The organism is Microbacterium aquimaris, from assembly GCF_039531285.1.
Classification (GTDB): domain Bacteria; phylum Actinomycetota; class Actinomycetes; order Actinomycetales; family Microbacteriaceae; genus Microbacterium; species Microbacterium aquimaris.
Map to the genome: position 1 here is coordinate 544,939 of NZ_BAAAPT010000002.1, position 11,426 is coordinate 556,364.

At 69.0% G+C, this 11,426-nt stretch carries 16 protein-coding genes; 4 read left to right on the plus strand and 12 right to left on the minus strand.

Translation table 11 applies throughout. The features are described from left to right. Positions 1 to 16: 16 nt before the first annotated feature. The 4 genes from ABD204_RS12160 to ABD204_RS12175 form a co-directional block, all read right to left on the minus strand. Entirely contained in the window at positions 17 to 676 is a 660-nt protein-coding gene (locus tag ABD204_RS12160) for a ribonuclease HII (RefSeq protein WP_194424626.1), read from the minus strand. Continuing rightward, positions 673 to 1,467 carry a signal peptidase I gene (lepB, locus tag ABD204_RS12165; protein ID WP_194424625.1) on the minus strand — a complete coding sequence of 265 codons (795 nt, stop codon included), beginning with the start codon at positions 1,465 to 1,467 and terminating at the stop codon, positions 673 to 675. The genes ABD204_RS12160 and lepB overlap by 4 nt, the downstream gene beginning before the upstream one ends. 150 nt (positions 1,468 to 1,617) lie before the next feature. Next, positions 1,618 to 1,965, minus strand: a complete 348-nt coding sequence (gene rplS / locus ABD204_RS12170) for a 50S ribosomal protein L19 (RefSeq protein WP_194424624.1) — start codon at positions 1,963 to 1,965, stop codon at positions 1,618 to 1,620. A 167-nt stretch (positions 1,966 to 2,132) separates the two neighbouring features. Further along, positions 2,133 to 2,714, minus strand: coding sequence for an MFS transporter permease (locus ABD204_RS12175; protein WP_241747985.1), 582 nt, complete (start codon positions 2,712 to 2,714; stop codon positions 2,133 to 2,135). 60 nt (positions 2,715 to 2,774) lie between these two features. Between ABD204_RS12175 and map the strand changes: the two genes are divergently transcribed. Continuing rightward, a complete protein-coding gene (gene map, locus ABD204_RS12180) occupies positions 2,775 to 3,557 on the plus strand; it encodes a type I methionyl aminopeptidase (protein WP_194424623.1) in 783 nt (260 codons plus the stop codon). Positions 3,558 to 3,613: 56 nt separating this feature from the next. Here map and trmD read toward each other — a convergent pair whose 3' ends face one another. The 4 genes from trmD to rpsP are packed head-to-tail and all read right to left on the minus strand — an operon-like array spanning position 3,614 to position 5,565. Then, on the minus strand, positions 3,614 to 4,288 hold the full coding sequence (gene trmD, locus ABD204_RS12185) for a tRNA (guanosine(37)-N1)-methyltransferase TrmD (protein WP_194424622.1): 675 nt from the start codon (positions 4,286 to 4,288) through the stop codon (positions 3,614 to 3,616). A 7-nt stretch (positions 4,289 to 4,295) separates the two neighbouring features. After that, positions 4,296 to 4,916 (minus strand): ribosome maturation factor RimM, encoded by a 621-nt coding sequence (gene rimM, locus ABD204_RS12190; RefSeq protein ID WP_194424621.1) that lies wholly within the window; start codon positions 4,914 to 4,916, stop codon positions 4,296 to 4,298. Beyond that, the gene (locus ABD204_RS12195; RefSeq protein WP_194424620.1) at positions 4,909 to 5,139 is read right to left on the minus strand and encodes an RNA-binding protein; all 231 of its coding nucleotides are present in this window, start codon (positions 5,137 to 5,139) and stop codon (positions 4,909 to 4,911) included. The genes rimM and ABD204_RS12195 overlap by 8 nt, the downstream gene beginning before the upstream one ends. A 3-nt stretch (positions 5,140 to 5,142) precedes the next feature. Continuing rightward, the gene (gene rpsP / locus ABD204_RS12200) at positions 5,143 to 5,565 is read right to left on the minus strand and encodes a 30S ribosomal protein S16 (RefSeq protein ID WP_194424619.1); all 423 of its coding nucleotides are present in this window, start codon (positions 5,563 to 5,565) and stop codon (positions 5,143 to 5,145) included. A gap of 230 nt (positions 5,566 to 5,795) precedes the next feature. Here rpsP and ABD204_RS12205 point away from each other — a divergent pair, with 230 nt between their 5' ends. The 3 genes from ABD204_RS12205 to ABD204_RS12215 are packed head-to-tail and all read left to right on the plus strand — an operon-like array spanning position 5,796 to position 7,717. Then, a complete protein-coding gene (locus ABD204_RS12205) occupies positions 5,796 to 6,194 on the plus strand; it encodes a DMT family transporter (RefSeq protein WP_194424618.1) in 399 nt (132 codons plus the stop codon). After that, the gene (locus ABD204_RS12210) at positions 6,191 to 6,514 is read left to right on the plus strand and encodes a DMT family transporter (RefSeq protein WP_194424617.1); all 324 of its coding nucleotides are present in this window, start codon (positions 6,191 to 6,193) and stop codon (positions 6,512 to 6,514) included. The genes ABD204_RS12205 and ABD204_RS12210 overlap by 4 nt, the downstream gene beginning before the upstream one ends. A 39-nt stretch (positions 6,515 to 6,553) precedes the next feature. Beyond that, a complete protein-coding gene (locus ABD204_RS12215; RefSeq protein ID WP_194424616.1) occupies positions 6,554 to 7,717 on the plus strand; it encodes a glutamate--cysteine ligase in 1,164 nt (387 codons plus the stop codon). A 3-nt stretch (positions 7,718 to 7,720) separates the two neighbouring features. Here ABD204_RS12215 and ffh read toward each other — a convergent pair whose 3' ends face one another. The 4 genes from ffh to ftsY form a co-directional block, all read right to left on the minus strand. Continuing rightward, the gene (gene ffh, locus ABD204_RS12220) at positions 7,721 to 9,283 is read right to left on the minus strand and encodes a signal recognition particle protein (RefSeq protein ID WP_194424615.1); all 1,563 of its coding nucleotides are present in this window, start codon (positions 9,281 to 9,283) and stop codon (positions 7,721 to 7,723) included. Positions 9,284 to 9,295: 12 nt separating this feature from the next. Further along, entirely contained in the window at positions 9,296 to 9,871 is a 576-nt protein-coding gene (locus tag ABD204_RS12225; RefSeq protein WP_194424614.1) for a TetR/AcrR family transcriptional regulator, read from the minus strand. Between the two features lie 110 nt (positions 9,872 to 9,981). Further along, positions 9,982 to 10,482 (minus strand): DUF2004 domain-containing protein, encoded by a 501-nt coding sequence (locus ABD204_RS12230; protein WP_194424613.1) that lies wholly within the window; start codon positions 10,480 to 10,482, stop codon positions 9,982 to 9,984. A gap of 60 nt (positions 10,483 to 10,542) precedes the next feature. Beyond that, complete coding sequence (gene ftsY / locus ABD204_RS12235; protein ID WP_194424612.1) at positions 10,543 to 11,415, minus strand: signal recognition particle-docking protein FtsY; 873 nt, start codon at positions 11,413 to 11,415, stop codon at positions 10,543 to 10,545. Between the last annotated feature and the right edge of the window lie 11 nt (positions 11,416 to 11,426).

Below are 11,426 nucleotides of genomic sequence, written 5' to 3' on the forward strand. Positions count from 1 at the left end.
TCGGCGCGCGGGACCGTCAGAAGAGGGTGGGGGCGGCCGCGATCGACCACGATGCGCGGTGGTGCGGGCTCATCCCGTGCCGCCGGATCGCCTCGCGATGATCCGGGCTGGCGTACCCCTTGTTGCGCGCCCACCGGTAGGCCGGGAGCTCTTCGTGGAGATCGGTCATGAGCGTGTCGCGGGCCACCTTCGCGATGACCGACGCCGCCGCCGCGCTCGCACAGTCGCGGTCGGCTTTGATGACGGGTGTCACGGTGAGCCCGGCTCCTCCGGCCGGAGTGATGTAGTCGTGGTTGCCGTCGAGGATGACGATCGCGTCCTCGGCGACGACGCCGTGCGCACGCAGGTCGCCGATCGCCCGCAACGAGGCCAACCCGAGTGCGCGCATGATCCCGACCTCGTCGATCTCGGCGGCGCTGGCCCAGCCCACCGCGCTTGCGGCGACCCACGACGCGGCGCGTGCCGCCACATCCGGCCGCCGGGCCTCGGCGACCAGCTTCGAATCGCGCAGGCCCTCCGGCACACGCGTGCGCGCACCTGCGGGGTCGATCACCGCCGCACCGACGGCGACCGGACCTGCGAGTGCACCGCGGCCGACCTCGTCGCAGGCGATGACCAGGGCGTGCTCGCGCAGCAACCGGCGTTCCCGCGTGAGCCGCGGTGCCACGACCGTCACGGCGCGGACTCCCCCTCGGCCTCGTCCGTCGGCGGATCGTCGGGCACACCCGCGAAGACCTCGTGGTGGGAATCGAGCAGGCCGAACCTGTCGAAGGGCCACGTGATCAGGAACGCACGCCCGACCAGGTTCTCCATCGGCACGAACCCCTCGCCCGGCTGGTCCTGGTTGAAGCGGCTGTCCTTGGACCGGTAGCGGTTGTCGCCCAGCACCCACAGACCGTCCTCGGGCACGACGACGTCGAACTCCTCCCCCGAGGCCGGGGAGACCGGCGTGGGGAGTTTGAGGTAGACCGTCTCATCGATCGCCACGCCGTTCACGGTGATCTGACCGACGTCGTTGCAGCACACGACCTCGTCGCCGGGCAACCCGATGATGCGCTTGACGAGATGGTCGTCGCTGTCGGGAGCCGCGAGTCCGATCAGGGAGAGCAGCCACTCCCCCGTGTCCAGGAGCATCCCGCGGTCGGGTTCCTCGCTCGGTGGCAGCCACCCGCCGGGGTCCTCGAACACGACGATGTCACCGCGCTCGTAGTCGCCGAACCGCGGTGTGATCTCGTCGACCAGGATGCGGTCGTCGACTTCGAGGGTGTCCTCCATCGACCCGGACGGGATGTAGAACGACCGGACCAGGAACGTCTTGACCAGGAACGAGACCAGGAGCGCCACCAGGACGATGATCAACACGTCGCGCAGGAACACGAGCACTCCGCGGGTGCGTCCCCGGGGGCGTTCGATCCCCTCGTCGTCCTCCGCACCGGACGGCGGTGTCCCGGTCTTCTCTGTCGTCATCTGGTCGTGTCCCCTCCACACCACCCTCCCGGGCGGCTCCTTTAGGTTCGCACATCCTCGTGTGCACCGGGGTGCGCGGCGCACCCGCATCGTGGCGGAAAAGACGAGACCCCCGGCGTCGTGTCGCCGGGGGTCTGGTCGAGGAGCGCGTCAGTTTCCGCGCTTCTCCTTGATCTTGGCCTTCTTGCCGCGCAGGTTGCGCAGGTAGTAGAGCTTCGCGCGACGCACGTCACCGCGGGTGACGACCTCGATGTGGTCGATCACGGGGCTGTGCACCGGGAAGGTGCGCTCCACGCCCACCTGGAAGCTGATCTTGCGGACGGTGAAGGTCTCGCGCACGCCGTCACCCTGGCGTCCGAGGACGACGCCCTGGAACACCTGGACGCGCGAGCGGTTCCCCTCGGTGATGTTGACGTGCACCTTGACGGTGTCACCGGGGGCGAAGTCGGGGATGTCGTTGCGGAGCGATGCCGCATCGACGGAGTCGAGGATCTGCATGATCGTGTCTCTCTGCGGCCGCCACAGGTCGACCGCGGGATATTCGGAAAGGAGGGTGTGTGCCCGAGCGTCTCGGATCTCTCCGGCGCTGACTCCCCTGAGGCAGAGCGGTCAGGGCACAAACGTCGATTCTGCCATGGATCCGACCGGCGGCCAAACCGCGTGCGTCAGCCGCGGCTCCCGTGGTCGCCCGGCGTCTCGCCGCTCTCGGCGATGACGAAGACATCTTGATCGTCGCCGGTCGACTCCCCCGCACGACCTCGCGTCGTCGCGGCCCCCGGCACGGCCGACGGGTCGGTACGGAAGTAGACCGCGGCCGGGCGCGCCTCCCGCCACAGCTGCCACAGCTCGAGCCAGAACAGTCCCGCCGCGACGAACAGCGCGAGGACCATGACCGGTGCCCACCACGCCGGGTCGAAAAAGCCCAACGAGACGATCGAGACGTGCCAGAGCGCGAATCCGCCGACGTCCCACCAGGACACGGCGCGCTCGGCACGGACGGTGCCCCGCGCCCTCACGAGCAGGCTCAGGATCAGCTGGCCGAGGAAGACCGACGGGATGGCCAGGAACAGCACCCACAAGAAGGCCCAACCGCCCGCATCGAAGACGGCCCACCCCACGAGAAGCCACACGGGGAGGACGAACGCGGCAGGGATCAGCCACGCGAAGACGACACGACGCAGCCACATGATCCAGATGCTACGCCGCGCCCCCGGCTTGCGCGCGCCCGCACGGCCGATGATGGGCATCCTCTCAGCCCCCCGCGCGGGTATCGGCGACAATGGGTCCAGTCACGCGAAAGGACCCCCATGATCGAACTGCGCACTCCGGCCGAGATCGAAGCGATGCGCCCCGCCGGCCGTTTCGTCGCCGAGACCCTGGCGACGCTCCGGGAGGAGACCAAGGTGGGGACCAATCTGCTCGCGATCGACCGTCGTGCGCACGAGCTGATCCGACGTGCCGGGGCCACCTCGTGCTATATCGACTATCACCCGTCCTTCGGGGCGAGCCCGTTCGGCAAGGTCATCTGCACCTCGATCAACGACGCGGTCCTCCACGGCCTGCCGTTCGACTATGCGCTCCGCGACGGCGATCTGGTGACCCTCGACTTCGCCGTCTCCGTCGATGGCTGGGTGGCCGACTCGGCCGTCTCGTTCGTCGTCGGCACGCCGCGGGACGAAGACCTCGCGCTCATCGACACCACCGAGCGCGCGCTGGATGCCGCCATCGCGGCCGCGACGGTCGGTCACCGCATCGGAGACATCTCCCACGCCGTCGCCGAGGTCGCACACGCCGAGGGACTGTCGATCAACACCGACTTCGGCGGGCACGGGGTCGGACGCGAGATGCACGGCGACCCGCACGTGCCCAACGACGGTAAACCCGGTCGCGGATACCCGCTGCGCGAAGGTCTGGTCCTCGCACTCGAGCCCTGGTTCCTGCAGTCGACCGACAAGCTCGTCACCGACGACGACGGCTGGACCCTGCGCAGCGCCGACGGTTCCCGCGGTGCACACTCCGAGCACACGATCGCGATCACCGCCGACGGACCGATCATCCTGACGGATCGTTCGCACCTGGGCGTGCACTGACGCCCCGCCTCTCGGCCTCACACACGGCCGACCCGGCTTCCGCGAGCGGCCCCGCCTCAGAGGAGGTCGGGGCGTTGCTCGCGCGTTCGCGCGACGGACTGCTCGTGGCGCCACTGCGCGATGGCGCCGTGGTTGCCACTGAGGAGGATCTCGGGCACCTCGTGACCGCGCCACACCGGCGGCTTGGTGTAGATCGGATATTCCAGCAACCCCTCCTCGTGCGACTCTTCGAGGAGACTGCCGGGGTTGCCGATCACCCCGGGGATCAGCCGCGTCGTGGCTTCGATCATCGCCATCGCCGCCACCTCGCCGCCGTTGAGCACGTAGTCACCGAGACTGACCAGGCGCACTCTCCCGCGGTCGGCGTAGTGGTCGATGACCCGTTGATCGATGCCCTCGTAGCGCCCGCACGCGAAGGCGAGGTGCGGTCGGGCCGAGAGTTCGCGGGCGACGGATTGGGTGAACTTCTCGCCGGCCGGCGACGGGACGATCAACGTCGTCTCGTCGGTGAGGATCTCATCGAGCGCCTCGCCCCACGGCTCGGGCTTCATGACCATCCCGGCGCCCCCGCCGTAGGGCGTGTCGTCGACCGTGCGGTGACGATCGCGCGTCCACGCGCGCAGATCGTGCACGTTCACGTCGAGCAGGCCGCGCGCGCGTGCCTTGCCGATCAGCGAGAGGTCCAGCACATCGAAGAACGCCGGGAAGATCGTGACGATGTCGATGCGCATGGCGCGCTCAGTCCCGCTCGGTGGCGGCGTCCGCAGCGGCGGGTTCGACCTCGTCGGACGGAAGGTCTTCCAGGAGACCCGCCGGGGGCGTCACGGTCAGGCGCCCGGCCGTGAGGTCCACCTCGGGGACGATCGCCTTGACGAAGGGCACGAGCACCTCGCGCTCGTCGGAGAGGCGCACCGCCAAGAGGTCCTGTGCAGGCAGGTGGTCCACGCGGACGATCCTGCCCACGACGTCTCCGTCGCGGACCACGTCCAGGCCGACCAGCTGATGGTCGTACCAGGCGTCTTCTTCGTCGGAGGCGCCGGACTCGTCGATCCAAAGGATCGCACGCACGAGCTCTTCGGCGGCCGTGCGATCCTCGACGCCCTCGAAGAAGGCGACCGGGTGGGAGTTCATCCACCGGAATTCGCGCACGGTGAGCGGCTTCCCGTGCCACGGCGACGACTCCGGGACCTGCAACGTGAAGGTCGCCCCCGGGACGAAACGACCGTCGGGGTCGTCGGTGTACAGCTCGAGTTTCAGGGCACCCTTGAGTCCGTGGGCCTTGACCAGCCGCCCTACGCGCAACTGGGTCTTGGAGCCCTGCGGGGGCCGGGCGTCACCGGTGGGCGCCACGTCAGTCATCCGCGACGTCGACCCGGACCCGGCGGCCGTCGGCGAGCGCGGCGATGAGCGTGCGCAGCGCCTTGGCGGTGCGTCCGCCGCGCCCGATCACGCGTCCGCGGTCGTCGGAGTGCACGTGCACCTCGAGGACGTCCCCTCGCGATGACGCGGAGGACACGATGCGGACGTCGTCGGGGTGATCGACGATCCCCTTGACGACGTGTTCGAGCGCGGCGGCGAGCACGGATTACGCTTCGGCGGACTCGTCGGACGCCGCGGCGTCCTCGGATGCGTCGGCGGCGGGCTCCTCGGCCTTCTTCTCGGCCTTGGGCTTGACGACCGACTTCTTGTCGGCGTCGACCTCGAACGCGGCCTTGGCCTCGGCGGTCTTCACCGTCGAGACGGCGTCCTTGTCACCCTTGTGGCGACCCCAGTCGCCGGTGAGCTTGAGGATGGCGCGAACCTGGTCGGTCGGCTGGGCGCCGACGCCGAGCCAGTACTGGGCGCGCTCGGAGTCGACCTCGATGAACGAGGGCTCCTCGGTGGGGTGGTACTTGCCGATCTCTTCGATCACGCGACCGTCGCGCTTGGTGCGCGAGTCGGCGACGACGATGCGGTAGTAGGGCGCGCGGATCTTTCCGAGGCGCTTGAGGCGGATCTTGACAGCCACGATTCTCCTGAATGAGTGAAAGCGAACGAACCGATCGCCTGGAGCGTGGGGTGCACACCCGGCGGAAGCTCTGGAACGGCCCACGGTGCTGGATAGAGGGTCGAGCACCGGGTCCGACCCTCTATTCTGCCAGATCCGGCGCGGCCGCGCGAACCGCGTCGTGGCCGCGTCGAGGGCGTCCGCTAGGGTGAGCGGGTCAACGGCCCATCCTCGCCCGAAAGTCCTTCCCCATGACCAAATGGTTGTACCTCGTCGGCGCCATCGTGCTGGAGGTGTCGGCGACGCTCGCGTTGCGACAACTCGTCGAACACGCCGCCTGGATCGTGCTCGTCGTCATCGGCTACGCCGGCGCGTTCCTCTGCCTCGCCCTTTTGCTGCGCACCGGTGCGCCGATCGGACTCACGTACGGCGTGTGGGCCGCGTCCGGCGTCGCGCTCACCGCGGTGCTGGCGGCCGTGTTGTACGGCGATCCGCTGACCTGGCTGATGAGCCTCGGGATCGCGATCGTCATCGGCGGGGTGCTGCTGGTGGAGATGGGGGCCAGCACGCATTCGCGGCAGGCGCCCGCGACCGGGGTGATCGCGACGATCACCCCCGGATCGACCGAGATCCCCGAGGAACGACGATGACCTGGCTGCTGCTGACCGGTGCGATCGTGTTCGAAGTCACCGGGACCATGTCGTTGCGGGCCTCCGAGGGCTTCAAGAAGCGCGTGTGGATCGTCCCCGTCGTGGTGTCCTACCTCCTGGCGTTCACGATGCTGTTCCTGTGCCTGGCCAACGGGATGCCGGTGGGCGTGGCGTACGGGATCTGGTCCGCCTGCGGAGTCGCCCTCACCGCGGTGCTGGCGCACTTCCTGTTCAAAGAGCCCTTCACCTGGGTGATGGGTCTCGGGATCGTCGCCATCGCCGGCGGTGTGCTGCTGATCGAGCTCGGCGCGTCGCACTGATCCGCGCCCCGGCGCGCGCGGGCGTGGGAGACTGACGACATGACGGTGCCCTTCGCGACATCCGCGCGGTCCTCGGTCGGCATTGAGTGGGAACTCATGCTCGCGGACCGCGACTCCGGGGACCTGGTGCCCCGTGCGCCGCAGGTGTTCGAGGCGCTCTCCGAGGACACCGACCTGGAGCGGTTCACCATCACGCAGGAGCTGCTCACCAACACGCTCGAGGTGACGAGCGGCGTCGGTCGCACCGTCGCCGCCGCGGTCGACGACATCGCCGACGCCATCGAGACGGTGCGCGCGGTCACCGACCCGCTGGGCATCGAGATGATGTGCGCGGGCAGCCACCCGTTCGCGCAGTGGTACGAGCAGGACGTCACCGACAAGACGCGGTACCACGAGCTCATCGAGCGCACCCAGTGGTGGGGACGGAACATGATGATCTGGGGCATCCACGTGCACGTGGGCGTCGACGACGTCGACAAGGTGCTCCCCATCGTCAACGCGCTGTCGGTGTATCTTCCCCACCTGCAGGCACTCTCCGCGTCGAGCCCCTTCTGGGCGGGTGACCGCACCGGCTACGCCTCCAACCGCGCCCTGGTGTTCCAGCAGCTGCCGACCGCTGGCCTTCCTTGGCCGCTGCGGGACTGGGCGGAGTTCGAGGCCTACCTCGACGACATGGTCCGCACCGGTGTCATGGCCGATGCCTCCGAGGTCCGATGGGATATCCGCCCGGCACCGCGCTGGGGGACCATCGAGGTGCGCGCGTGCGACGGGATGTCGACGTTGCCGGAGCTGGCCGCCGTGGCCGCGCTCGTGCAGGTGCTCGTCGAGCACTTCTCCCGCGAACTGGACGAAGGTCGGGGGTTGACCACCCTCCAGCCCTGGTACGTGCGGGAGAACAAGTGGCGCGCGGCCCGCTACGGCCTGGACGCCCGCGTGATCGTCGACCCCGACGGCACTCAGGTTCCGGTGCGGGAACATCTCACCGAAACCCTCGAACGTCACGCCGAGATCGCGCTCGAGCTGAAGTGCGCGAAGGAGTACGCGGGCGTCGCGCGCATCCTCGAGGAGGGCGCGAGCTATTCACGCCAGCTGACGGTGGCGGACGCGGCCGACGGCGATCTCCGCGAGGTCGTGCGTCATCTCATCCGAGAGTTCCGCAGCGGCCCCACCCTCCGCGAACACCTCGCCTCGATGCGCCCCTGAGCGTCAGCCCTTGCCGAGCATCTTCTGCAGTTCGGCGAGGTCGGCCTCGCTCGGCATGCCGCCGGCGGCACCGCCGCCCAGTCCGAACCCGGTCCCGGTGGGCTCGGCCGGCTGCGACGCGATGCCGGCGTTCTCCGCGGCACGCTTGGCGGGATTCCCCGACCGGGAGCCGCCCTTCTTCTTCGCGTTCTTGTTGCCGCGCTTGGCCGACGCGCCGGGCTTTCCTCCCATGGAACCCATGCCGGGGACGCTGGGCACGCCACCCCGCGCGACGGTCTTCATCATCTTCGCGGCCTGCTCGAATCGCTGCACGAGCTGGTTGACATCGGTGACGGTCATCCCCGAACCGCGGGCGATGCGCAGTCGACGTGATCCGTTGAGCACCTTCGGGTTACGCCGCTCGGCGGGCGTCATCGAACGGATGATGGCTTCCGTGCGATCGATCTCGCGCTCGTCGAAATCGTCGATCTGCTGCTTCATCTGGCCCATACCCGGGAGCATCCCGAGCATCTTCTTCATCGAGCCCATCTTCTTGAACTGCTGCATCTGCTCGAGGAAGTCCTCGAGCGTGAACTGCTCGGTGGCGATCTTGTCCGCAACCTTGCGCGCCTCCTCCTCGTCGAAGGCCTGCTGGGCCTGCTCGATGAGGGTGAGGATGTCGCCGAGGTCGAGGATGCGGCTGGCCATGCGGTCGGGGTGGAAGGCCTCGAGGTCCTCGAGCCCCTCCCCCGTCGACGCGAAGATGATCGGGCGCCCCGTGACCGAGGCCACGGACAGCGCGGCACCGCCGCGCGCGTCGCCGTCGAGCTTGGAGAGGACGACACCCGTGAAGTCGACGCCGTCCTGGAAGGCCTTGGCGGTGGTGACGGCATCTTGACCGATCATCGCGTCGATGACGAACAGGACCTCGTCGGGATCGGTGGCGCGGCGGATGTCGGCGGCCTGGGTCATCAGCTCCTGGTCGACGCCGAGTCGACCGGCGGTGTCGATGATCACGACATCGTGCTGCTGGCGGCGCGCGGTCTCGACACCGTCGCGAGCGACCTTCACCGGGTCGCCGACGCCGTTGCCCGGCTCGGGCGCGTAGATCGCGGCGCCGGCACGCTCGGCGACCACCTGCAACTGGTTCACGGCGTTCGGCCGCTGCAGGTCACAGGCCACGAGAAGGGGGGTGTGGCCGTCCTTCTCGAGCTGCTTGGCGAGCTTTCCGGCGAAGGTGGTCTTCCCCGACCCCTGGAGACCGGCGAGCATGATCACGGTGGGCGGGTTCTTGGCGAACTGGAGTCGTCGCTGCTGCCCGCCGAGGATCGCCACGAGCTCCTCGTTGACGATCTGGACCACCTGCTGGGCCGGGTTCAAGGCACGGTTGACCTCGTCGCCGAGCGCGCGCTCACGCACCTTGGCGGTGAACTCCTTCACGACCGGGAGCGCCACGTCGGCGTCCAGGAGCGCGCGACGGATCTCGCGGACGGTGCCGTCGACGTCCGCGGGCGTGAGCTTCCCCTTGGTGCGGAGGTTGCGGAAGGTCTCGGTGAGCCGGTCGGAGAGAGTGCCGAAAGTCGCCATGATCCCCCGATTCTACGCGCCCGCGCGGGGCGGGCGCGGCACGACCAGGTCCAGCGCCGCGGACAGCTCATCGGGAAGCGACGCCGTACCCGGACCCGACTGCGCCCAGCGCCAGATCGCGGTGAAGATCGCCGCGGCCCGTGCCGCGCCGTCGATGTCCGGGGCAGCCGAGTCGTCGGAGGCCGCCCGCAGACGCTCCGAGATCAACGCCCCCAGGCGCAGTTGGCGTCTGGCCCGTTCGTCGTCCAGGTCTTCCTCGATGCCCATCGCGGCCGCGTTGACGATGCCGAGCGCGAGGCTGTCGGGTGCGAAGTCGACGGCGAACGCCCGCAGCGCGGCATCCACGTCCGCCCCGCCGCGGAGCGTCCGCGTGAGCACGTCGAGTCGTTCGTCGAAGCCGCTCCACAGCACGTCGGACTTCGAGGCGAAGTAGTTGAAGAAACTCGATCTGCTCACCCCGGCGCGGCGGGTGATGTCCACGATCGAGGTCGCCGCGAAGCCCTGCTCGAGGAAGAGCTCGCAGGCGGCTTCGGCGAGGGTCTCCCGCGACGATGCCCGCGGGCGGCCGACGCGTGTTCCGGTGTCCACCGCTCCACGGTATCGACCGGCGCCGATCGCCGCGTACCGACAGACCGCATCCGACGCGCGAGACCGCGCACCGCGGCGTGTTCCGGGGGTGTCGCGTCGGCGGGGTGGCGTCAGTCGGCGCTGGAGACCGAGAGGATCTCGCCGTCGGAGTCCAGGTTCACCAGCAGGACGTCGTCGGTCGCGTCGGGGTCGAGAGCGTACTCGAGGACGACGAACGGATCTTTCCCGCCCAGCTCGTCGGCCAGGATCGTCATGCTCATGATCTGCAGGGACCGGATGATGTCGACGTGCGTGTCGCCGCTGATGTCGACGAGCATCCCCTCGAGCTCGTCGCCGAGCGCCTCCTGCTGTTGCAGGATGTACTCGATCACCTCGCTCGTGCGGTCACCGAGCTCCGACACCATCGCACCGCGTGCCTTCGCGTCGACCGCCTCGAGCGCGGCGATGAGCGCGGCCGCCACATCCAAGGCCGCCGGGGACACGTCGTCTTGGTCGGGGGCGGTCAGATCGACCGTCACCGCCTGGTCGCCGAGCTCGACGACCTCCGACCAGAAGAGTGACCCGTCGGGGCCGGACTCGAGAAGGCCGAAGTAATCGTGCTCGAACGCCATGTGCTCCATGAAACCAGCACGCCGGCCGTCCGGGGAGATCTGCGGGTCGTGTCGTCCGGATCAATCCACCAGCGACGCCGCGAACACGTGCGGGGTGAACCCGGTCAGGTCGCCGATCCCCTCGCCCTGGCCGAGGAGTTTGACCGGGATGCCGGTGCGCTCCTGCACGTTGAGCACGAACCCGCCCTTGGCGGACCCGTCGAGCTTGGTGATCACCAACCCGGTGACGCCGGCGTGCTGGAGGAACGCCTCGGCCTGCATGACCCCGTTCTGCCCCGTCGTGGCGTCCAGGACCAGCAACACCTCGCTGATCGGCGCCTGCTTCTCCACGACCCGCCGGATCTTGGTGAGCTCGTCCATCAGCCCACCCTTGGTGTGCAGGCGGCCCGCGGTGTCGATGAGGACGATCTCCGTACCGGTCTGCTTGGCGTGATCCACCGTCTGGAAGGCCACCGAGGCGGGGTCCTGCCCTTCCTGTTGGGGACGCACGATCGTCGCGCCGCCACGTTCGGCCCACGTGGCGAGTTGGTCGACGGCGGCCGCACGGAAGGTGTCGGCGGCGCCGACGACGACGGTTCGTCCGTACCGCTGGAGGAACTTGGCGAACTTGCCGATGGTCGTCGTCTTGCCCACCCCGTTCACGCCCACCACGAGGACGACGGCCGGCCGCTCGGTGAGGCGGAGGGTGGTGTCGAACTTCGCGAAGTGCTCCTCGAGGGTCTCACGGAGCATGCGCTGCAGGTCCTTCGGATCGGTCGTGTGATAGCGCTCGACCTTCTCACGCAGCTCATCGACGATGCGCTCGGTGATGTCGGGCCCGAAGTCGGCGGTCAGCAGCGCGGTCTCGAGGTCTTCCCATGTCGTCTCATCGATCGTCGGCTTCACGAACATGCCGCGCAGTGCGCGGCCGAGCGACCAGGAACTCTCTGCCATACCCCCAGCCT

Coding starts and splice junctions, on each gene's coding strand:
- ffh (WP_194424615.1), bottom strand. CDS start 9,283: ATGGCGACTTTCGGCACTCTCTCCGACCGGCTCACCGAGACCTTCCGC.
- ABD204_RS12215 (WP_194424616.1), top strand. CDS start 6,554: ATGACGGTGCCCTTCGCGACATCCGCGCGGTCCTCGGTCGGCATTGAG.
- ABD204_RS12205 (WP_194424618.1), top strand. CDS start 5,796: ATGACCAAATGGTTGTACCTCGTCGGCGCCATCGTGCTGGAGGTGTCG.
- ABD204_RS12210 (WP_194424617.1), top strand. CDS start 6,191: ATGACCTGGCTGCTGCTGACCGGTGCGATCGTGTTCGAAGTCACCGGG.
- ABD204_RS12230 (WP_194424613.1), bottom strand. CDS start 10,482: ATGGCGTTCGAGCACGATTACTTCGGCCTTCTCGAGTCCGGCCCCGAC.
- rplS (WP_194424624.1), bottom strand. CDS start 1,965: ATGCAGATCCTCGACTCCGTCGATGCGGCATCGCTCCGCAACGACATC.
- trmD (WP_194424622.1), bottom strand. CDS start 4,288: ATGCGCATCGACATCGTCACGATCTTCCCGGCGTTCTTCGATGTGCTG.
- map (WP_194424623.1), top strand. CDS start 2,775: ATGATCGAACTGCGCACTCCGGCCGAGATCGAAGCGATGCGCCCCGCC.
- lepB (WP_194424625.1), bottom strand. CDS start 1,467: ATGACGACAGAGAAGACCGGGACACCGCCGTCCGGTGCGGAGGACGAC.
- rimM (WP_194424621.1), bottom strand. CDS start 4,916: ATGACTGACGTGGCGCCCACCGGTGACGCCCGGCCCCCGCAGGGCTCC.
- ABD204_RS12175 (WP_241747985.1), bottom strand. CDS start 2,714: ATGCCCATCATCGGCCGTGCGGGCGCGCGCAAGCCGGGGGCGCGGCGT.
- ftsY (WP_194424612.1), bottom strand. CDS start 11,415: ATGGCAGAGAGTTCCTGGTCGCTCGGCCGCGCACTGCGCGGCATGTTC.